Genomic DNA, 22,214 nt, shown 5'->3' with positions numbered 1-22,214 from the left:
ACAATACCAATCCGTTGTCTTTAATAGGGCTTTGCCTAGCCTGTATCAAAAACTGGATGAACAAGAGTCATGAGATAACTCGAATATGCCTTGAGCATGAAAATAAAATTACTAATAGCCTCTTGTTCTATTGTTCAATAGTTAACAGGAGGTTTTTGTAATGGAAGTTATGATTGAAACTTGTTGTGGAATTGATGTCCACCAAAAGTCTATCGTTTGTTGTATTCTAGATGGTCCACTAGAAAGCAATAAACCTAAAAAGATTCAGAAAAAATTTGGTACAACAACTATAGCTCTCCAAAACGCCTTAGATTGGTTATTGGAAAATCACGTCACACATGTCTTTTTTGAAAGCACTGGCCAATATTGGGTACCACTCTTTAATATATTCTCAGACTCAGAACTCAATTTGATATTAGCTAACCCCCAACATATTAAGAATGTGCCTGGTCGAAAAACAGACATGAAAGATGCCGAATGGATTGCACAGCTCGGACGTTGTGGACTTATTGAGCCATCTTACATTCCAAGCCCTGAAGTGATGCAGTTACGTTTACTCACTCGTAGGTTACGTTCTTACAAACAACGTCAAACTCAAATAAAGAATGAAATTCATAACCTCTTACAACGTGCTAATATCAAACTAACCAGCTATCTTTCTGATATCTTCTCTAAGACAGGACAGTCTCTTTTAACGCTCTTTATCAATGGGGAACTCATTGATTATGACAATGTGACAGCTTGTATTCACAAGCATGTCAAAGCAAGTCCCGAAGAATTAATGGAGGCCATGAATGGGAAGTTGTCACTGGAGGATCGATTTCTCTTGGACCAAAGCCTAGAAGAATATCAATTGTATCAAAAACTCATGAACAAATTAAGGAGTGAAATAATAGCTTATATCGAAAAGGAGTTTCCCTGAAGAAAATAGATTACTTCAAATGATTCCTGGTGTGAGTGAAACTTGTGCAGCCACAATTTTAGCTGAGATTGGACCAGATGTGAAGGCTTTTCAATCAGACGCACACTTAGCTTCTTGGGCTGGGCTCTGCCCAGGATCTTATGAAAGTGCTGGCATTAAAAAATCCTCACATATCACGCAAGGAAATCGATATATCAAGCAGGCTTTGACCATGTCGGGATTGATTGCGGCTCACTCTAAAGACAATGCGTTTTCATCTTTTTATAGCAAAATTTCCCAAAGAGGAAGTAAGATGAAAGCCGTCATTGCTTGCGCACATAAGCTACTTCGTATCATTTACAAAATTCTCGCAACACACCAAGAATACGACAAAGAAAAAGTGCTAGGACTGAGGCAACAGTTCTAACACCAAAAATTTAAAAAATCTCAATTACAGTATAGCACAAGAAGAGTTTTTTGCGCTATTTTTAATGTTTTTTTCAAATAAAATAGTACCAAAGAAGAGAGTATCTCTATTACCAAAATCTTTCAAAAAGGTTTCTCAAGCAAAGGAACTGACCGTGGTATTGGTCTAGCTAGTATAAGAGAGATACTAGAGTATTATCCCAACGTTTCTCTTAATACTAGAAGTGTGGCATATGAGTTTACTCAGGACCTAATTATAAGACAAAAAACTTGATCTAGCGTCAAGTTTTTTGTCTTATAAATCTTTCAACGGATACTTATTCATGTTTTCTTGTCAATCCTTGAGTTTTTACTTCTTGGTTTAATTTAGTTGATTAAGCACCTTATCTTTGACATAATCAAAGTAAGTCTTTTTAGCAATGACGCTCGTAACGTGTCCTTGCAAACCATACTTGATGTTTTGAGCCTCCTTAGTCGTTAACTTTGCTTTAGCTGTGATACGAAAAACATTTCCCTTTTCGGTTTCAGTCGCAAAACCGTCAATGCTTTCTATACTTCCTTTAATTGTTACACCATGATTGCCAACCTTATCGAGGAATAGTCGAACCACTTGCCCTTTCTTGAGATTAGAAACATATTCTGAGCTGACATAGTAACTGATCAACACCTCCCTAGTATCCAAAATATTAGGATAAAGTTGGGCTAATTCTGTCCCTGTGGCAACTACTGTAGATTGTTTAGCCGGTTGAACAATATGGAGGATGCCATCTTCTGGTGCTTGGATTTGCGTACTTGACAATTGAAAGCCTGCTTGATTCACTTTACCTTCTAAATCAATAATCTGTGATTGTAAAGTGGATAGTTGTTGGACGACTTCTTGCAAAAATTGATTTTTTAAGGCCAGTTTTTTAGAAGATATACTAGTATCATCTGTAACAAATCCTCCATCATTATTCTGAACCGATGTTTCTAGTTCGTCCAACTGACTAACATAGGTACTAAACGTACTTTGGTAGCCAAATTCATCATCATCTTCTTGAAAAAGGTTAGAACCTTGTTCAAGACTACTCTTTAAAATTTTCAACTGTGTCTCCTGTCGCTTTAGTAAATCCAGTTTCTGTTGAAGGTTGTCTTTCTGTGAAATCTCAGTTGTCTCCGTGTACTGAATCAAAGTCTCACCTTTTTTGACCACTTTATTGGATGTCAAATAATTAGCCATAATAGGATTATCACTGGTTGACTGAATCAGCGCAATAATACGTGTTGCTTCTACCGTACCTATGGCTTGAACAACAATCTCTTTTTTAGCCCAAAAGGAAAAGGATACCAGAAAAACCACGAATAAGACTAAAGGAAAAACAAGAAGCGTCGTAAAATTCTGTGCTTTTAAATAAATTCGGATTCATACTGTTTTTCCTCCCGATTAACTTTGAAAGAGACGCTGGTAAAAGCCTGCTTGAGACAACAATTCCTCATGAGAACCACTCTCAACTATGCGACCTTGATCCATAACAAAAATACGATGTGTTCGCTGAGCGATACTCAAACGATGGGCTATAAAAATTATCGTCTTATCTGTTAGTTGCAATAAGTTATCAACGACTTTTTTCTCTGTTAATACATCCAATCCACTCGTCGCTTCATCTAAGATAAGCACTCGAGATTTCGTTAGGAGGGCACGAGCCAAAGCAATCCTCTGCTTTTGTCCTCCTGAAAGACCCGCTCCATCTGAAAGTTCTGTTTGAAATCCCATGGGCATTTGTTCAATATCTTGACGTATCTCTGCTATATCGCAAGCTTTTAAAATATCCTCCTGCACCACGCTAGGATCAGCTCCCAAAGTTAGGTTGTCTAATAGACTACCACTAAAAACATAAGACTGTTGGGGAAGATAGTTGATAAACTGACGTAAGGATCTCTTATCCAACTGATCGATATTTTGACCATTTAAACTAATCGTACCTTTGTAAGGCTTATAAAAGTTTACTAAGAGCTTGGCTATGGTTGTCTTACCAGACCCACTAACACCCACAAAACTAACTTTTTCTCCTTGTTTGATAGTTAGATTGATATCTGATAAAGCATCTCGACCAAAACCATATTTATAAGATAGGTCAGAGACAGTGATATCACCTTTAAGTAGCTGTTCTTGATATGGATTTTCTTGGAACGTTTGAAACTCTGAATCCACTAGATATACCTCGTTTAAACGGGCATTGGCCACCTTTGCAGACTGAAGTTTGGTTTGGAGATTGATGATATTTTCTAATGGTGTTGTGAAATAGGACAAGAGCATGTTAAACGTAATCAACTGACCAACTGATATCGTATTTGCCATAACGAGCTGAGCTCCTGTCCATAGAATGAGCACATTTAAAATCAATTGTGCCCCTTGTTTTATAGAGGTCTGTAAGATAGATAATCTGGACAACTTAAAGGAGTTATCCAAATAACCTACAAAGTCACTATCAATCTTTTGATAACGGACCTCTTCACTAGTTAGAGATTTAATGGTCTCAATCCCATTGATATCCTCAATTATCGCTGAGCTCACCATAGCATTGCTTTGCATAACATCATGGTTCATCTTTTCAAAGGGCTTCATAAAGGTATAGACAATAATCAAATAAATCGGTATGGAGTACAAGACTAACCAAAATAGATTCCTATTTTGGAGAAGAAGGACACCACCCACAATCATCAAAATTGAAACATCTAAGAAAACAGATAAGATGGTCGATGCTAACGCATCAATAATCGAATTGGCATCACTAAAACGTGAAGTTACCTCTCCCGTCTGTCGCGTCGCAAAAAAGGACATGGGAAGTTCAAAAATATGCCGAATATAGGATAAGACCACATCAATAGTTAGACGTTGACTCAGCACAGTCAGTAAGTACTCCCTGGCAAAATTCATCATTTGTTGCAAAATGTAGGTCACAACCAAACCAATTGAAATAATTCCCAAAGTTGACTGCATCTGATTCGGGATATACTCATCCAAAATTACCTGCAAGTAATAAGAACCTAATATATTGATCAAAGTAACTAAAAAACTAGCTAAGACAATATTGGTGATAAGAGATCTTTGCTTGAAAATAAGTGGAACAAGAGCTAATAAACCATTTTTCTTATCCTTGTATGGTTTATAGCTGGGTTCTGGTGCAAAAAATAAGGCGACACCTGTCCACTCCTTTTCAAACCCCTTTTTGGACATCCTAGTTATTCTGACGCTAGGGTCCGGATCTCCAATAATGAGATGATTTTTCTTATTTTTATAGACCACATAATAATGTTGTAGTCTACCATCTTTTGCGACATGAACGATAAAAGGATAGGATATATCTTTAATCTCAAAGAGAGACATATCCGCTTGAATAGCCCTTGTTTCAAACCCCATTTTTTTAGCCGCCTGAACTAAACCAAGGGCTGTTGTGCCCTCCTTGGTTGTTTTGGTTAATTCTCTCAAATGAGCCAAGGAGTAGTCTGATCCATAATACCTAGAGATAGAAGCAAGAGCTGCCACACCACAATCCATCATATCAACCTGAGGCACAAAAGTTTTACGAAAACGTAACATTACATCTCCTTTCCTATATTTCTTTCACACTCCTCAGTATAACAGCCCTCATAATTAATAGTTGATCCTGTCACAAATGGTCCAAATATGGCACGAATGGTGAAAAATCAGACTATAATTATAAAAGACCAACTAAATCTACCTTAATAGGTTAAATTCAGTTGATCTTTTTTGTAATTTTCATTACTAATCATCACAAACATATAAATTATCAAAAAGACAAGTCAATTGATGATAATCCTCTTGATAAATTAATTTTACGTTTTGATTCATCTTGTAATGTCGTAAGAGTATTACTCAACTCACTCCTGACCTCAGTGATATTCCTTTAAAAAGATTAATAACTGCTAGAATTTGAATACATCTCCGTTCTTTTGCAGTTGTTTATCAATTTAGAAGTAAGATTATAGATATTATTTATGATATTCGCAATTGGGCTGTTATTGCTCTTTTTCAACTAGATTACTTTCTATCAAGGGGCAATGTAAAATCCACTCCAACCATGAACTGCAATATCATAAACCGCTTGAGAAGGAGACTTTGTTACAATATAATCCCAACGTCCATCTGGATAACGGCAAGAATATCCGTTTGCACCAGACCAAACATAGCGACATATACCTCTTCCACCTCCAACAGTAGAGAGAGCTTCGGAATCAAGTGAGTTGAAATTGTTCAGTGTTTGTGCTGCCATAAGCGACAACCTCCTTTAAATAGTTTTTTGTGATATCATTATCACATGTCTAGTATAACAAGTTCAATCCCAAAAAGATCTTTCTGTCACAAATGGTCCATTTATGGCACGAACAGACAAAAGAAGGCCATTTGCCATTGACCAATCTGTTATAGCAGTAGGTCTTTGAACCATTAAAGTTTCACCCTATTTTTTCTGTTTTTGAAATGGTCTCCCAAAGGTCCAACCATCCAGCGGAGCCGACACTAGTGGATTAGCAGAAACTAAGATACAGTGTCTTGCTTAGTAAAATCGATTATCATTTTAATGACTTCTCCTTATTATTATATGTCTTACTACCTATAATCCAAAAAGCTACTGCTGAGCTTACAAGACCCAAAATAATTATAACAGTATCATCTGAAGTGCCCAATGTAGGTAGAGATGCCTCAGATTTCTGAACAAACTTAGAAGTCTGAGTAGAAACGGAAACCGATGACAAAGCTTCAGATTGGTGTAATTGCCCTACTTTTTTATTTTCTTCCTCTGTTACATATGGCTGTATAGCAATTGATGTTTGTTCCGTAGGAGCATTACTACTTGTCATAAAGTGTTGGCTTGATTGCGAAAGATAGTCATAAACTTCCTTAGCTGAACCTCCACCAACCCAACCTGAAAGAACTTTTCCATTCTCTAGGTACAGAAGAGTTGGTGTCCCTGGAATACCAATCTCACCGAAAATATAGCTCCTGTCAAAATCTGGTTGGTCGGTGTCATAGTATTCTAAACGCCCCTCTAACAATTGATTCAACACTTTTAATTCAGGTGAGAACTGACGGCAGTAATAACATGTTTCACGGCCAAAATAAATAGTATGTTTCTGGTTATCCTCTGTAAAAGAATGATGTACATCTTCTATTGTTATTTTCGGCAACTCAGTTACATTGTGCTTATATTCGTCAACAGTAACTGTCGGTATCTTATCCGCAGTCTCCTCCTCAGACTCTCCTAAGGAAGGTAATGCTACTCCAATAGGAGAGTCTGGATCAGAAACACTAGTATCAACTTGTTGTTTTGGTTCCTCCTGACTAGTCGTTGCTATACCTACATCTTTCTCCGATGAGGTGGCAATCTGATTAGTCATTGTCGTATCTACGACTTCAACCGGTGAAGTCGAATTATACTCAGTATCTATTAGCTCATCAGCCAATGTCACACTAGCCAATAAACTAGTGAGTAATAGCGAACTGGTCAATAATGTTTTTAGTCTTTTTTGTGCCATAATAACTCCTTATTTCTGATAGTTTTATTATAATAACCAAATAAACTTGATTTTCTTCCTGGCACAAATGACCAGAATATGGCACAAATGGCTCCCTCCTCAACAACTTAGTTTACTAATTCTGATTATACAAATATGTAAAAACATGACCAGTCGTCACGTTTTTTGTATAACATACTTCATTTTAACAGTCTCACCTTTGCTCTACTTGTCTTAGTCGTTTTAATTGGTGAGAACATTGTTTACCTAATAATATTTCAATGACTTTTAACGTATTTTCTCACCTTATGGGTAGTCATTACATCACTAAACAGTAATAAAACCATAAAATCAAATAGGTGGGATGGTTTGTAATATCCTATATGGTTACTATCTTGAAGATGATAACACAAAAGGTAGATTTTTTCTGTCTAACTTCTGGGGTGCAGTTCACTAGCCACACCAAGATCATATCTGTATTTAAGTTCCTCATTTTCCCTATCTTAAAGCAATGTTTGTCCTTTTCTTTAAATTCTGGAATCTCTTCTGAAAGTGGTATTCATTACTATTAAGGGTAATAGAATAGGTTTTTGACTTAGCCCCTTCTGTATAATACCCCACTTTTTAAAGGACAGATTTTACAATACTTGATATCAAAATAATAGATTTCCTTAGAATTATATCTCACCATTATTCTTCCTGTCCTGACTTTCTTTAGCTCCATATGTCCTTCTGGATAAGCAAAGAGATCTACATCCTTGTTATAAAAAATTCTTCTTTGATATCTTATGAGCATTGGTAAATTGTTTTATGCAAGGCTTTTGAACGTTCACGAAAAACCTCTTGGAGTTTCTTATGATTGTAGTGAGCTTTAGTATAGGTCGTATCCGCAATGAGAATTTTACTTTTAATCAAGCCATGTTCCAGAGCAATTTATATAGATTTAACGATGAGTAAATCGAGTAACCGTTCATCTTTGATTCTAAGTTTACGAAATTTAGTCAATGAAGAAGGTTCAATAACGCTATCCTCTGGAGACAGAGCAAGGAAGTATTTAAAAGCCATATCAGAAAAGGACTGCTCTAGCACCTCCACATCGGATAACTTATAGATGTCTTTTAATAAGAGATATTTGAACATCATAATCGGCGAATAAGCTTTACGTCCAAGCCAGGACGATAATTTTTTTCTAACTCATCGTAAATAAAGGTAAAATCACAGAGTTCCGTTAGCTGACGTAAAAAATGATTTTTTGGAACAACAATATCATCTAGACTGGACTAAAGTTAACTGGTTATCAAGCATACAATCCCTTAAGTTTTGTATAACAAAAAAGTCATCGATTGATGACTTTTTCAGTGCGATTAGATTTCCGGTATTTTTTCTTATGATTAAGGTAAAATAGCCACTGCACGCACTGGGGAACCTGTCGCTTTGTCCCAGTGAGGAAATGCAATTGAAATCAAAGCACCAACAGCTGGAACTTGATCCAATTGATTCAAGACTTCCACCTGATAAATGTTTTGTTCCAAGAGGTAGTATTCGTTAACCAAGCCATGTTCTGCTGCTGGAATACCAGCATCTGTATCAAAAGTCTCATGACCGACAGCCTTAACATGGCGTTCATGAATCAAGAATTCTAGAGCTTCGCGGCTCCAACCTGGACTTTGCTGAACCCCATTTTCATCAAGGTTGCGCATAGCATCTTGATCTGGCCAACGCTTCGACCAATCACTACGAAAAGCGACAAAGGCCCCTTCAGTAATTTTTCCATGCTCTGCTTCAAAGTCTAAGATATCTTGTTTGCTCAAGATAAAGTTTGGATTCGCAGCAACTTCTTTAGACTTGTTGATAACATAGAGTGGTAAAAGAAGATCTTCGAGGGCAATCTCATCCAACCAACGACCACCTTCTACAAAGTGAATCGGTGCATCAATATGCGTTCCGTATTGACCAACCACTGTAAATTTTTGAACATGGAAACCATCTTTTAATGTGAAAAGATCTTCTTGTTTCAAAGCAGGAAGGGCTGGGAAATGTGGACTTTCCGCATTAATTTTGTGGGTCAAGTCAACCCATTTCTTAGATTGCAATTCATTATAAATACTTAGTAAATCTGACATAAGGAGGCCCTCTTTTCTTATAGATTTAACCTTAAATAGTTAATTGAAGAAATTATAGCAGCCAACACCAGCTATTACAAGCTTTTATCTCATTTTTTCTTAATCCTATTTCCTCTAGTTAGATATAGCTTAAAACTATATTTAACACTTATTGTCTGAAAAAAAGTATATTTGCAATAATTTGATGTTTTTTTTCAATTATATGACACTTTTGTTACGAAAACCATTGACAAATTCATGGTAACGTCCTATAATTAGAGTGTTCTAATTTTCGAGGGACTAAAAAAATATTGTTGTCATTTCATACTGATCGATGCTAATACCAATAATCATTTTTCTATTCCTAAGAAACAATATATAAAAGGAGGAAGAACACTAATGGGTATCGGTATTATTATTGCTAGCCATGGTAAATTCGCTGAAGGTATTCACCAATCAGGTTCTATGATTTTTGGTGAACAAGAGAAAGTTCAAGTGGTTACTTTCATGCCAAATGAAGGTCCTGACGACTTGTACGCTCACTTCAAAGATGCCATTGCTCAATTTGACGCTGACGACGAAATTCTAGTCCTTGCAGACCTTTGGTCTGGATCACCATTTAACCAGGCAAGCCGAATTAAGGAAGAAAATCCTGATCGCAAGATGGTTATCGTGACAGGACTCAACTTACCAATGCTTATCCAAGCATATACGGAACGTATGGTAGCTCCTGATGCTGGGGTTGAAGAGATTGTCGCTAACATTTATAAGGAAACAAAAGAAGGCGTTAAAGTCCTTCCAGAAGGCCTTATTCCTGAAGAAGACACTAAACCAGCAGACGCTAAACCTTCTATTCCTAAGGGTACCATTCCTGAAGGAACAGTACTTGGTGATGGAAAAATCAAATACGTTTTGGCTCGTGTTGACACACGTCTCCTCCACGGTCAGGTTGCGACTGGTTGGACTCACTCAACTCACCCAGACCGTATCATCGTTGTTTCAGACACTGTTTGTCATGATAAACTTCGTACAAACATGATTAAACAAGCCGCTCCATCTGGTGTTCAAGTTCACGTTATCCCAATTAAAAACATGGTTAAAGCAAACAATGACCCACGTTTTGGTGATACACGTGCTATGCTTCTCTTTGAATCTGTTGAAGATGCTCTTGCTGCTGTTAAAGCAGGTGTTGATATTAAAGAAATCAACCTTGGTTCTTCAGCTTATAAAGAAGGAAAAGTCAACGTTACTAAAGCTCTTTCATTTGACCAAACAGATGTGGATGCTATCAAAGAGTTGCAATCATTGGGTGTCAAATTTGACGTTCGTGGGGTACCAAGTGATAGCCCAGCAAACGTTGATGCCTTGATTAAGTCAGCTGAAACTAAATTAGCAGAGAAGAAATAATTTTGGAGGATGCATAAATGAGTTTAGTACAAATTATTTTAGTCGTAATTGTTGCTTTCATCATCGGTTGTAGCTCAGTTAACGACCAAATCGAAACATACCAACCAGTTGTGGCTTGTTCCCTTATCGGTCTTGTTACTGGTCATCTAGAACTCGGCGTAATGTTGGGTGGTAGCTTACAGTTGATCACTATGGGATGGGCTAACGTTGGTGCTGCCATGGCACCAGATGCCTCACTTGCCGCTGTAGCTTCTACAATCATCCTTATTTTGGGTGGTCAAGGAACTAAAGGGATTGGTCCTGCCATCGCCCTTGCGGTGCCTTTGGCTGTTGCCGGTCTTGCCTTGACAATGGTTGTCCGTACAGCAACTGTCTTCATCGCTCATATTATGGATAGCCGTGCAGAAGCTGCTGATATCGCTAGTGTTGAAAGATGGCACTTTATCGGTATGGCCCTCCAAGGTCTCCGTGTTGCTATCCCTGCCCTCCTCTTGCTCTTGATTCCTGCACACCTCGTACAATCTGGTCTTGAAGCTATGCCTGAATGGTTAAAATCAGGTATGACAATCGGTGGTGGTATGGTTGTAGCCGTTGGTTATGCCATGGTTATCAACATGATGTCTAGTCGCGAAGTTTGGCCATTCTTCTTCCTTGGTTTTGCTTTGGCTGCACTCAAAGAATTGACCTTGATTAGCTTGGGTATCATCGGTCTCTGCCTTGCCGTTATGTACCTTGCACTTGAAGCTAGTGGTTCATTGGGTTCTTCAAACGATGGAGGATCAGGTGATCCCCTCGGTGAAATTCTGGAAGACTTTTAATTAGGAGGAAAGAAAATGGCTGATTCAAAAATTAAATTAACAAAAGCAGATCGTTTCAAAGCTTTCTTGCGCTCATACTTCCTTTTAGCTTCATTCAACTATGAACGTATGCAAAATGGTGGTGTGGCTTACACCCTTATTCCTGCAATCAAAAAACTTTATCAAACTAAAGAAGAACGTGCTGCTGCGCTTAAGCGTCACTTGGAATTCTTCAATACACAACCATTTATGGCCAACCCAATCTTTGGGGTTACCCTTGCCTTGGAAGAAGAACGTGCCAACGGTGCTGAGATTGATGATGCTGCTATCTCAGGGGTTAAGGTCGGTATGATGGGACCTCTTGCAGGTGCCGGTGACCCTCTCTTCTGGTTTACCCTTCGTCCAATCTTCCTTTCATTAGGAGCAGGTTTGGCTGTTTCAGGTAACGTCCTAGGCCCAATCGTCTTCTTCGTTCTCTGGAACGTCATGGTAGCTGCCGTTAAATGGTATACCCAAGAATTCGGTTACCGTGCTGGTACTGCGATCACAGACGACGTATCTGGTAACCTTCTTCAACAAGTAACTCGTGGCGCATCAATGATGGGGATGTTCGTTATCGGTTCTCTTATCCAACGTTGGGTAAGTATCACCTTCACACCAGTTGTCTCTACTGTTAAACAACAAGAAGGTGCTTATATCGATTGGGATAAACTTCCAAAAGGTATTGCCGGTGTTAAAGCAGCCTTCCTAGAACAAGCTGCTGGTAAATCACTCGAAGTCAACAAGGTGACAACCTTGCAAGATAACTTAAACCAATTGATTCCTGGTCTTGCTGCCCTTGGTTTGACTTTCCTCTGTATGTACCTTCTTAAGAGAAAAGTTTCTCCAATCGTTATCATCTTAGGTATCTTTGTCCTTGCTATTGTGCTCCACATTATTGGTATACTCTAATCGGAGCAAGGTATGGTTAAATCGCTCAATACCGAAATGGCTCACACAACTAAGGGAACTTGGTTTCGTGAAGGACCTATTTACGGAAATATCATGGTCGGTGATAAGGCCTTCGAATTTTACAATGATACGAAGTTACAAGACTACGTTCAAATTCCTTGGGATGAAGTCACTTATGTGATTGCCGATGTCTACTTCGGTGGTAAGTTCATCCCACGTTTTGAAATCCGTACTAAGCAAAATGGACGTTTCCGTTTTGCCAGTCGAAAAAGCCGAATAACTTTGAAAGAAATTCAAAAAAGAATTCCTCGAGAAAGTTTAAGAAAAGCACCTAGCTTCATCGTTGTTCTCAAACAAGGCTTTAAGAATCTTTTCCGACTCATTGTCAAGAAGAAATAATCTCCGAGTATTATAAAAAGATTGTCCAATCTAATGATTGGGCAATCTTTTTATAATATTTTGCTCATTTTTGAAAGAGTTTGACTTCTTTTGAAATTTTATCTCACTAGCTATTGACATTTTCTTGAAAGCGTTTTAGAATATAATTGTTCTTGATTTCTTATGTTTAAAAAGATTGAGAGACGCTTTTTTTAGCGTCTTGATAAAAATCGGAGATAGTCTTTTTAAGCCTAGGAAAAAATAATTTATAAGGAGGAGAACACGAATGGGTATCGGTATTATTATTGCCAGCCATGGTAAGTTCGCTGAAGGAATCCACCAATCAGGCTCTATGATTTTTGGAGACCAAGAGAAAGTTCAAGTCGTAACTTTCATGCCAAGTGAAGGTCCTGATGACTTGTACGCTCACTTCAACGACGCCATTGCACAATTCGATGCTGATGATGAAATTCTTGTTTTGGCTGACCTTTGGTCTGGTTCACCATTTAACCAAGCCAGTCGAATTGCTGGAGAAAATCCAGATCGCAAGATTGCTATCATCACAGGACTTAACTTGCCAATGCTTATCCAAGCATACACTGAACGTATGATGGATGCTAACGCTACTGCAGAGCAAGTTGCTGCTAATATCATCAAGGAAGCTAAGGGTGGTATCAAGGCACTTCCAGAGGAGCTTAATCCAGCTGAGGAAACAACAGCAGCTCCTGTAGAAGCTGCTGCACCTCAAGGAGCTATCCCAGAAGGGACAGTTATCGGAGATGGTAAACTCAAGATTAACTTGGCACGTTTGGACACACGTCTCTTGCATGGTCAAGTAGCAACTAACTGGACACCTGCTTCTAAAGCAGACCGTATCATTGTTGCTTCAGATGACGTTGCTAAAGATGAGCTTCGTAAAGAATTGATCAAACAAGCAGCACCAAATGGGGTTAAAGCAAACGTTGTTCCAATTCAAAAATTGATTGATGCTTCTAAGGACCCTCGCTTTGGTAACACACACGCGCTTATCTTGTTCGAAACTGTTCAAGACGCACTTCGTGCTATCGAAGGTGGCGTGCCAATCAAAGAACTTAACGTTGGTTCTATGGCTCACTCAACTGGTAAAACAATGGTTAACAACGTTTTGTCTATGGACAAAGACGATGTCGCTTGCTTCGAAAAATTGCGTGACCTTGGCGTTGAATTCGACGTCCGTAAGGTACCAAATGATTCTAAGAAAGATTTGTTCGACCTTATCAAAAAAGCTAACGTTCAATAACCTTCATTCGGATAAATTAGTTGATACTCTCAGCTAATCACAACTCAATAGAAAAGGAATTATTACCATGTCAGATATGTCAATTATTTCTGCAATTTTGGTCGTAGTTGTTGCCTTCCTTGCTGGTCTTGAAGGTATCCTTGACCAATTCCAATTCCACCAACCACTTGTTGCATGTACCCTCATCGGTGCTGCTACAGGTAACCTCACTGCAGGTATCATGCTTGGTGGTTCTCTTCAAATGATCGCCCTTGCTTGGGCTAATATCGGTGCCGCTGTCGCTCCTGACGCTGCCCTTGCCTCTGTTGCTGCTGCCATTATTTTGGTTAAAGGTGGTAACTTCACAACTGAAGGTATCGGTGTTGCGACTGCAACAGCTATCCCACTTGCGGTTGCCGGTCTCTTCCTAACTATGCTTGTTCGTACAGCCTCTGTTGCCCTTGTTCATGCCGCAGATAAAGCTGCAGAAAGTGGAAACATTGCTGGTGTTGAACGTGCACACTACCTCGCCCTCCTTCTTCAAGGGTTGCGTATCGCTGTGCCAGCCGCCCTTCTTCTTGCTATCCCAGCAGAATCTGTTCAACATGCCCTTGGTTTGATGCCTAGCTGGCTCAACCACGGTATGGTTGTCGGTGGTGGTATGGTCGTAGCCGTTGGTTACGCTATGGTTATCAACATGATGGCAACTCGTGAAGTTTGGCCATTCTTCGCCATCGGTTTTGCTTTTGCTGCTATTAGCCAATTGACACTTATCGCTCTTGGTGCTATCGGTGTCGCTATTGCCTTCATCTACCTCAACCTTTCTAAACAAGGTGGCGGAAATGGTGGCGGAACTTCATCTGGTTCAGGCGACCCAATCGGCGATATCTTGGAAGACTACTAGGAAGGGGTGCTCTCATGGCTGAAAAAATTCAATTATCTCAAGCGGATCGTAAAAAGGTTTGGTGGCGCTCACAATTCTTGCAAGGTTCATGGAACTATGAACGTATGCAAAACTTGGGTTGGGCTTACTCACTCATTCCTGCTATCAAAAAACTCTACACTAACAAAGAAGACCAAGCCGCAGCTCTTAAACGTCACTTGGAATTCTTCAATACCCACCCTTACGTAGCTGCTCCTATCATGGGTGTTACCTTGGCTCTTGAAGAAGAAAAAGCTAACGGTACTGACATCGAAGATGCTGCTATCCAAGGGGTTAAAATCGGTATGATGGGACCTCTTGCCGGTATCGGTGACCCTGTTTTCTGGTTCACAGTTCGTCCTATCCTTGGTGCCCTTGGTGCATCATTGGCACAAGCTGGTAACATCGCTGGTCCACTTATCTTCTTCATCGGTTGGAACCTTATCCGTATGGCCTTCTTGTGGTACACTCAAGAACTTGGTTACAAAGCAGGTTCAGAAATCACTAAAGACATGTCTGGTGGTATCTTGAAAGATATTACTAAAGGGGCATCAATCCTTGGTATGTTCATCTTGGCTGTCCTTGTTGAACGTTGGGTATCTATCGTCTTCACTGTAAACCTTCCAGGTAAAGTTTTGTCTAAAGGTGCCTATATCGAATGGCCTAAAGGCAATGTTAGCGGTGACCAACTTAAGACTATCCTCGGCCAAGTTAATGACAAACTTAGCTTCGATAAGATTCAAGTTGATACCCTCCAAAAACAATTGGATTCATTGATTCCAGGTTTGATGGGACTTCTCCTTACTTTTGCATGTATGTGGTTGCTTAAGAAGAAAGTTTCACCAATCACAATCATCATCGGACTCTTTGTAGTTGGTATTGTTGCAAGCTTCTTCGGAATCATGTAAAAAGAGTAAGAGTTTAGCAAAGCTGAACTCTTTTCTTATGCTATAATAAAGGTACTACAATCAAAAAGCGAGATAGATATGGCACAATCACTAAACAAAACAGTTGAATTGCATACAACAGGCGTTTCCTACATGGCTATCGGGGGGAAAGTCGGCAAATTTCTAATCGGAGATGTGGCTCTTGAATTCTACCCAGATGTCAATGTCGAGCAATACATTCAAATCCCATGGACTAGCATTACTCAAATCGGTGCGAATGTATCAGGAAAGAGAATTAGCCGTCACTTTGAAGTGTTGACAGACAAGAGCAAATTCCTCTTTGCTTCTAAAGATTCTGGGAAGATTCTAAAAATTGCTAGGGAACACCTTGGCAATGAAAAAGTCGTCAAGCTACCAACTCTCATTCAAACTATTGGGGCTCGACTCAAAGGTTTATTTGCCAAAAAATCATAATTTTTGTATAATATAACAGACGGATAAGTACTAGCTAGACCCTTACAGAAAGCCTGCGGTTGCTGCGAGCAGGTAGGGTTGACCTACGAAATTCTACCGTTTCTAATAATTAAAAACATAAACAAGTGCACTCCTGTGAAGTTGGATGGAACCGTGGCCTATGTCACTCCAACACTTTCACTGGAGTGTTTTACTTTTTGGAGGAACTTATGTTAGATGTAAAACGTATTCGTAACGACTTCGATGCCCTTGCCGAAAAATTGGCTACACGTGGTGTCGCTGCTGAAACTTTAAATGAACTCAAAGAGCTTGATGTTAAACGTCGTGAACTTCTTATCAAATCTGAAGAACTCAAGGCTCAACGTAACATTGCTTCAGATGGTATCGCTCAAGCTAAGCGTAACAAAGAAGATGCTTCCGAACAAATTGCAGCAATGCAAAAAGTCTCTGCAGAAATTAAGGAGATTGATGCAGAACTTGCTGCTATCGATGAGAAGCTTAATGCCATCGTTGTGACACTTCCAAACACACCAAATGACTCTGTTCCAGTAGGTGCTGACGAAGACGAGAACGTAGAAGTTCGTCGTTGGGGAACACCTCGTGACTTTGATTTTGAAGTTAAAGCTCACTGGGATCTTGGGGAAGACCTTGGTATCCTAGATTGGGAACGTGGTGCTAAAGTCACTGGTTCTCGCTTTCTCTTCTACAAAGGCCTTGGAGCAAAATTGGAACGTGCGATCTACAACTTCATGTTGGATGAGCACGCTAAAGAAGGTTACACTGAGATGATCACACCTTACATGGTTAACCACGACTCAATGTTCGGTACTGGTCAATATCCAAAATTCAAGGAAGATACTTTCGAGCTTGACGGTACTGACTACGTCCTTATCCCAACAGCTGAAGTTCCTTTGACAAACTACTACCGTGGTGAAATCCTTGACGGTAAAGAATTGCCAATCTACTTCACAGCTATGAGCCCTTCATTCCGTTCAGAAGCTGGTTCAGCTGGTCGTGATACACGTGGTTTGATTCGTCTTCACCAATTCCACAAGGTTGAAATGGTCAAATTCTCAAAACCTGAGGACTCATATGATGAGTTGGAAAAAATGGTAGTTAACGCTGAAAACATCCTTCAAAAACTTAACTTGCCATACCGTGTCATCACTTTGTGTACTGGCGATATGGGATTCTCAGCTGCGAAAACTTACGACTTGGAAGTTTGGATTCCAGCACAAAACACTTACCGCGAAATTTCTTCATGTTCAAACACAGAAGATTTCCAAGCCCGTCGTGCACAAATCCGTTACCGTGACGAAGCCGATGGTAAAGTAAAACTTCTTCACACTCTTAACGGTTCAGGACTTGCTGTTGGACGTACAGTAGCCGCTATCCTTGAAAACTACCAAAACGAAGATGGTTCAGTAACTATCCCTGAAGTTCTTCGTCCTTACATGGGTGGTGCTGAAGTGATTTCACCAAAATAAATAAGAGAAATCTCCAGAAAAAACTGGAGATTTTTTTAGTTTTGATTAGCTTCCTCGTAGTATGGTTTCAACTTATAGAATCCATCAGCGAGTTCTTCTACCAACTCTTCCATTGTTTCACTAGCAGTCACAGGGACATCATATTTGACCAACACCTTACGAACACGACCATCTCTAACTGCTTCTTTAAGCATCTGACGATTTTCTTCAGTTCCTTCCACACGATGACTGACACCATTTTCCTGGGCAAAATAGTATAGAGAGGGTGCAATCGGTAAGTCTAGGACCTTATGTTGCTTAGCTAAAGTAGTATCTGATTTTTTACGTTCGACAAAGCTAACTTCTACTGAAATCCCCCATTTTTCAGACTGACCATAAAGTCGAATCGCCATAGCAACATCGTCTAAACTATCCTCAGGGGCCCTGTAATAGCACCAAAAGTGCGGACGACATATTTGTGCTTGATTGGCCCAATTACTGACACGATCCATCTTAAAGGGTGCCAAACGCTCCTCTAGAAGTTTTGCTAAAGTCTGCATCTCCTTACGAGCTACTTGACCAAGTGCCTTGAGGTCTTCCATCTCTTCCTTATGTGGACCGGCTTTTTCAGGTTTGATATACTTAACTCCCTGTTTTGACAAATAAGCTTGAACATTTTCTAACATCGTTTTCTCCTTACAATGATAAAAGACCAACCCATAAAGATTCTATTCTGGTTGGTCTCTTTTTTATTTACGTTTACGAGCAATCAAATGAATTGGTGTTCCCTCAAAACCAAAGGCTTGACGAATTTGATTTTCCAAGAAACGCATGTATGAGAAGTGCATAAGCTCTTCTTCATTGACAAAGATAACAAATGTTGGTGGTTTAACCGAAACTTGTGTGCCGTAGAAAATCTTAAGGCGTTTTCCTTTGTCAGTTGGTGTTGGGTTGATGGCAATGGCATCCATGATAACATCATTCAAAACAGCTGATGAAATACGACGATTTTGACTCTCACTGATGCGTTTAATCATCTCTGGCAACTTGTTAAGACGTTGTTTCGTCTCAGCCGATACAAAGATAATTGGTGCATAGCTCAAGAATTGGAACTGATCACGGATATCTGCTTCCCAGTTAGCAACGGTATGATTGTCTTTCTTAATCGTATCCCATTTGTTAACTACGATGATAATCCCTTTACCAGCTTCATGGGCAAAACCAGCAATACGCTTATCATACTCACGGATACCTTCTTCGGCATTGATAACCATAAGGACGATATCAGAACGGTCAATGGCACGCATTGAACGCATGACAGAGTATTTTTCTGTGTTTTCATAAACCTTACCAGATTTACGCATACCAGCGGTGTCAATCATGGTATACTCTTGACCTTCACTGTCCACAAAGTTTGTATCAATGGCATCTCGAGTCGTACCAGCAATCGGGCTGGCAATCACTCGGTCCTCACCCAAAATGGCGTTAATCAAGCTTGATTTTCCGACGTTTGGACGTCCAATCAAACTAAAACGAATGATATCTGGATTTTCTTCTTCAACTTCTGTTGGAAGGTTTTCAACGATAGCATCGAGAACATCCCCTGTACCAATACCGTGAACAGATGAAACTGGATAAGGATCACCAAGACCTAGAGAATAAAAATCATAGATATCTGCACGCATCTCAGGGTTATCCACTTTATTTACCGCCAAGATAACTGGCTTGTTGGTCTTATAGAGAATACGAGCAACGTACTCGTCCGCGTCTGTCACGCCTTCCTTACCTGAGACGACAAAGACAATAACGTCAGCTTCAGTCATGGCAATGTCAGCTTGGTGCTTAATTTGTTCCATAAATGGTGCATCAACATCATCGATACCACCAGTATCAATCAAGCTAAACTGGCGATTAAGCCATTCAGCAGAGGTATAAATACGGTCACGTGTTACCCCTTCAACGTCTTCGACGATAGAGATACGTTCACCCGCAATTCGGTTAAATAGGGTCGATTTCCCAACGTTTGGGCGACCCACGATAGCAACTGTAGGTAATGTCATATGTTTAAGTCCCTGATTAAATAGGGATTCCTTTCTTCATTTAGCAGTCTCACTTCCACCAAGGAAAGCAAACTCTCTTATTCTTTATCATTATTAGGATCACCCTAACGGCGATTAACACCCTTCAAGTGAACCTCTTTGGCTAGAAAACGGATACGCTCCATCACACGTTTGGCCTGCCAAGTCTCATCTCCTTGACGTCCATTGGATAGCTTCGCTTCTAAATCCGCAAAACTATAGTTAGACGTAAAGAAGGTAGGAAGCTCCTCAATCATGCGATGCTGGAGGATAACTTGCAAAACATCATCCCTAATCCAAGAAGAGAATTGTTCTGCACCGATATCATCTAGAACCAAGACTTCCGCCTGTTTGACAGCATCAATTTGTTCCTTGACAGAACCATCCTTGATTCCATTTTTAACATCAATAGTAAATGATGGGTAATGAATAATGGTCGTCGCAACCTTCTTGGTTTCAGAAAGTTCATGAGCCATAGCAGCCAACATGAAGGATTTTCCAACCCCCATGTCTCCGTAGATATAAAGGCCTTTCTGGTCTGGACTAGGGTAATTCGCCACAAAATCCACGAGACTCTCAAAGGTATCAACACGAGCCACATCATCTAGAGCAATGTCCGCAAAGGTAATCTTACGATAAGACTGAGGCAGACTCACCAAATTAATCCGTTTAGCAATAGCCTGCTGTTCTTGTTGCTCTTTGAGCTGACGCGTCTCCTTATAGGTGACATCAGCGTAGCCTTCATTCATGGTCAGAATCGGCTCATACCCTTTGGCAATATACGAGGCATCACCTTCTTTGACCTTACGGCATTCCACCAGGAATTGATTAAACTTAGGAAGACTACGCTTGATTTCATCCTGGCTTAGGCTATGCTCTTGAATAAAGCTAGCCACTCTTGGATCTGCCAAAATTTGCTTCGTTAAATCTGTTGCATTGCCAGACCCATGATGCCCTGCTCGGTTTAGGGTTTGTCCAACTCTTTCCATAGGCTACTCCTTTCCTTTTTCTAGTTTTGCCAAAGCTCGACGTCTAATTTCATCCAACTTGGCCTGATCAGCCTGACTAGTTTGATTATCATAATCTGGATTACTCCAGCTCGGCACATTTGTTTTCTTCTTAGAATCAGCTTTTGCTTGCTGTGATTTCTTATCGTAACCACTACGCAAAGCTAAAAGCCCCTGTTCAGCAGTGACGATATTCTTAAAGGCAAAATCGTTGGCAAGTTTAGAGATATACTCTCGATTCACATTCGTCGAACGTGTCCGTCCCAAACTGTAGGCAACCATGAGGTTAATGACCTCATCCATAAAGCCTCTTTGTGCCAAATCCGTGAGAATCTGCTTCTCAGAATTAGTCACAGTCCCGCTTGGGCCTTTAGCACTTTGCAAGTAATCTATAGGCTTTTCGGACCTAACCGCTTTAAGAATCTTTTTCTCCGTCTCCGTCAAAACAGAATCACCACCCAATGTTTGAGCTTGAGCCTGTTCTAATTGCACCTGCATACGCTTGACAATAATCTGGTGGTTCACGGCTGTCTTTTTCGCTAAGAGATAGGTGTCATACCAATTCATGCCATGAGTTTCAGACAATTTATAGATTTCTGGCACATCTGTCTTTTCATCTGTAAATACAAGTCCGTCAGCCTGCATACGATTCCTGAAACTGCTTAAATCAAATGAATTTTTGGGCTTGATTTCAGACACAGACTTTTGAGCCAAACGCTCATCGGTAAAGACATCCGAAAAACGTTTAGATAAATCTTGCAAGCCTTGTAGACCTGCAGGTTTCAAAGCATCTACTGCTGGTTCACTAATCTTTTGCTCGAGAAGTGAACTATAAACGGCATGTTTTAAAAACTGTTCAATTGATAAGGGAGACTTAAGCTCTATAACATAAAACCCTTGAGGGGACTGGTAAAGGGCCAAAAGATCTACTGCTGTCAGAACCGCCAGTGCTTCCTGAAGGGGCTGCATTCCAAAGTTAAGGTGGTTCAGAATAGCCGCAAACTTATGGCGGTGATTCCCATTGTCATAAAAAGCCACGAAATACTGGTAGAGAGCGTATCCCTCACCCCCAATAATGGGATAGTAGCAACGCATCAGACTTGCCTGATCGGGAACGATAACCTGATTGCCAACATAGACAAATTCTTCAATAGGTCTCATTTTTTAGACTCTTTTTTCGCACGTACAGTCTTGGTGATTTCTTGAAGCAACTCTTCAATCTCATCAACATCTTTGAAAGAACGGTAGACACTGGCAAAACGTACATAAGTAATTTCATCAAGGTCAGCGAGTTCTTTCATCACTAAATTCCCAATGACATCACTCTCAACCTCTCCATCATGGTTACGGCGAATGTTTTGCTCAATACGGGTGATGGCATTTTCGATATCCTCACTAGAAACCGGACGCTTCTGAGCACTCATCAAGATACCATTGAAAATCTTGTCGCGAGAGAATTGTTCACGAGTACCGTCTTTTTTGACAACCAAAAGTGGAACCTCTTCCACACGCTCAAATGTTGTAAAACGAGCATGACAAGAATCACACTCACGACGACGACGAATAGTATTCCCATCCTCTGCCTGACGGCTATCGATAACACTAGATTTATTATGTTGACATTTTGGACAACGCATGCACTTCAC

General features: G+C 40.0%; 24 protein-coding genes. 12 read left to right on the top strand and 12 right to left on the bottom strand.

The window, feature by feature from the left end; translation table 11 throughout:
* Positions 1-160: 160 nt before the first annotated feature.
* The 3 genes from V471_RS04435 to V471_RS11300 all read left to right on the top strand — a co-directional run bounded on the left by V471_RS04435 (position 161) and on the right by V471_RS11300 (position 1,601).
* Complete coding sequence (locus V471_RS04435) at positions 161-922, top strand: IS110 family RNA-guided transposase (protein WP_049529073.1); 762 nt, start codon at positions 161-163, stop codon at positions 920-922.
* A gap of 19 nt (positions 923-941) precedes the next feature.
* On the top strand, positions 942-1,328 hold the full coding sequence (locus V471_RS04430; protein WP_045768432.1) for an IS110 family transposase: 387 nt from the start codon (positions 942-944) through the stop codon (positions 1,326-1,328).
* 102 nt (positions 1,329-1,430) lie between these two features.
* Entirely contained in the window at positions 1,431-1,601 is a 171-nt protein-coding gene (locus V471_RS11300; protein ID WP_157108264.1) for a GHKL domain-containing protein, read from the top strand.
* An 87-nt stretch (positions 1,602-1,688) separates the two neighbouring features.
* Here the strand turns inward: V471_RS11300 and V471_RS04425 are convergent, their stop codons facing one another.
* The 7 genes from V471_RS04425 to V471_RS04395 form a co-directional block, all read right to left on the bottom strand.
* Entirely contained in the window at positions 1,689-2,666 is a 978-nt protein-coding gene (locus tag V471_RS04425; RefSeq protein ID WP_232326838.1) for an HlyD family efflux transporter periplasmic adaptor subunit, read from the bottom strand.
* A gap of 84 nt (positions 2,667-2,750) precedes the next feature.
* The gene (locus V471_RS04420) at positions 2,751-4,907 is read right to left on the bottom strand and encodes a peptide cleavage/export ABC transporter (protein WP_002883725.1); all 2,157 of its coding nucleotides are present in this window, start codon (positions 4,905-4,907) and stop codon (positions 2,751-2,753) included.
* A 472-nt stretch (positions 4,908-5,379) separates the two neighbouring features.
* A complete protein-coding gene (locus V471_RS04410; RefSeq protein WP_022495973.1) occupies positions 5,380-5,601 on the bottom strand; it encodes a garvicin Q family class II bacteriocin in 222 nt (73 codons plus the stop codon).
* Between the two features lie 298 nt (positions 5,602-5,899).
* On the bottom strand, positions 5,900-6,862 hold the full coding sequence (locus V471_RS04405; RefSeq protein ID WP_002883806.1) for a thioredoxin family protein: 963 nt from the start codon (positions 6,860-6,862) through the stop codon (positions 5,900-5,902).
* A 765-nt stretch (positions 6,863-7,627) separates the two neighbouring features.
* Positions 7,628-7,756 carry a hypothetical protein gene (locus tag V471_RS11295; RefSeq protein ID WP_002883737.1) on the bottom strand — a complete coding sequence of 43 codons (129 nt, stop codon included), beginning with the start codon at positions 7,754-7,756 and terminating at the stop codon, positions 7,628-7,630.
* 18 nt (positions 7,757-7,774) lie between these two features.
* On the bottom strand, positions 7,775-7,981 hold the full coding sequence (locus V471_RS11180) for a transposase (RefSeq protein ID WP_230311015.1): 207 nt from the start codon (positions 7,979-7,981) through the stop codon (positions 7,775-7,777).
* A gap of 251 nt (positions 7,982-8,232) precedes the next feature.
* Positions 8,233-8,964, bottom strand: coding sequence for a cyclase family protein (locus V471_RS04395; RefSeq protein ID WP_002883746.1), 732 nt, complete (start codon positions 8,962-8,964; stop codon positions 8,233-8,235).
* Between the two features lie 378 nt (positions 8,965-9,342).
* Here V471_RS04395 and V471_RS04390 point away from each other — a divergent pair, with 378 nt between their 5' ends.
* From V471_RS04390 to serS, 9 genes are all read left to right on the top strand, one after another.
* Positions 9,343-10,350: a PTS sugar transporter subunit IIB gene (locus tag V471_RS04390; RefSeq protein WP_022495829.1), complete on the top strand. Its 1,008-nt coding sequence runs from the start codon at positions 9,343-9,345 to the stop codon at positions 10,348-10,350.
* Between the two features lie 17 nt (positions 10,351-10,367).
* Entirely contained in the window at positions 10,368-11,168 is an 801-nt protein-coding gene (locus V471_RS04385) for a PTS mannose/fructose/sorbose transporter subunit IIC (RefSeq protein ID WP_002883727.1), read from the top strand.
* A 15-nt stretch (positions 11,169-11,183) separates the two neighbouring features.
* Positions 11,184-12,098 (top strand): PTS system mannose/fructose/sorbose family transporter subunit IID, encoded by a 915-nt coding sequence (locus V471_RS04380; RefSeq protein ID WP_002883815.1) that lies wholly within the window; start codon positions 11,184-11,186, stop codon positions 12,096-12,098.
* 12 nt (positions 12,099-12,110) lie between these two features.
* Positions 12,111-12,497, top strand: coding sequence for a DUF956 family protein (locus V471_RS04375; RefSeq protein ID WP_002883750.1), 387 nt, complete (start codon positions 12,111-12,113; stop codon positions 12,495-12,497).
* A 265-nt stretch (positions 12,498-12,762) separates the two neighbouring features.
* Positions 12,763-13,755 (top strand): PTS sugar transporter subunit IIB, encoded by a 993-nt coding sequence (locus V471_RS04370; RefSeq protein ID WP_002883770.1) that lies wholly within the window; start codon positions 12,763-12,765, stop codon positions 13,753-13,755.
* Between the two features lie 67 nt (positions 13,756-13,822).
* Positions 13,823-14,638: a PTS mannose/fructose/sorbose transporter subunit IIC gene (locus V471_RS04365; RefSeq protein WP_045768767.1), complete on the top strand. Its 816-nt coding sequence runs from the start codon at positions 13,823-13,825 to the stop codon at positions 14,636-14,638.
* Positions 14,639-14,652: 14 nt separating this feature from the next.
* Complete coding sequence (locus tag V471_RS04360; protein ID WP_002883717.1) at positions 14,653-15,564, top strand: PTS system mannose/fructose/sorbose family transporter subunit IID; 912 nt, start codon at positions 14,653-14,655, stop codon at positions 15,562-15,564.
* Positions 15,565-15,642: 78 nt separating this feature from the next.
* Entirely contained in the window at positions 15,643-16,017 is a 375-nt protein-coding gene (locus V471_RS04355) for a DUF956 family protein (protein ID WP_002883765.1), read from the top strand.
* Positions 16,018-16,226: 209 nt separating this feature from the next.
* Positions 16,227-17,504, top strand: coding sequence for a serine--tRNA ligase (gene serS / locus V471_RS04350; protein ID WP_064524529.1), 1,278 nt, complete (start codon positions 16,227-16,229; stop codon positions 17,502-17,504).
* Between the two features lie 35 nt (positions 17,505-17,539).
* Here the strand turns inward: serS and V471_RS04345 are convergent, their stop codons facing one another.
* From V471_RS04345 to nrdR, 5 genes are all read right to left on the bottom strand, one after another.
* The gene (locus tag V471_RS04345) at positions 17,540-18,169 is read right to left on the bottom strand and encodes a ribonuclease P (RefSeq protein WP_084871135.1); all 630 of its coding nucleotides are present in this window, start codon (positions 18,167-18,169) and stop codon (positions 17,540-17,542) included.
* Positions 18,170-18,232: 63 nt separating this feature from the next.
* Entirely contained in the window at positions 18,233-19,543 is a 1,311-nt protein-coding gene (gene der, locus V471_RS04340; protein WP_002886596.1) for a ribosome biogenesis GTPase Der, read from the bottom strand.
* Between the two features lie 104 nt (positions 19,544-19,647).
* Positions 19,648-20,550 carry a primosomal protein DnaI gene (dnaI, locus tag V471_RS04335; protein ID WP_013990064.1) on the bottom strand — a complete coding sequence of 301 codons (903 nt, stop codon included), beginning with the start codon at positions 20,548-20,550 and terminating at the stop codon, positions 19,648-19,650.
* A 3-nt stretch (positions 20,551-20,553) separates the two neighbouring features.
* A complete protein-coding gene (locus V471_RS04330) occupies positions 20,554-21,729 on the bottom strand; it encodes a DnaD domain protein (protein ID WP_049529055.1) in 1,176 nt (391 codons plus the stop codon).
* Complete coding sequence (gene nrdR, locus V471_RS04325) at positions 21,726-22,205, bottom strand: transcriptional regulator NrdR (protein WP_002886592.1); 480 nt, start codon at positions 22,203-22,205, stop codon at positions 21,726-21,728. Before nrdR ends, V471_RS04330 begins: the two co-directional genes overlap by 4 nt.
* Positions 22,206-22,214 lie beyond the last annotated feature (9 nt).

It is taken from the genome of Streptococcus salivarius (assembly GCF_002094975.1).
GTDB lineage: Bacteria > Bacillota > Bacilli > Lactobacillales > Streptococcaceae > Streptococcus > Streptococcus salivarius_D.
Note: the sequence above shows the minus strand (reverse complement) of the source record. Positions and strands in the feature narration are given on the sequence as shown.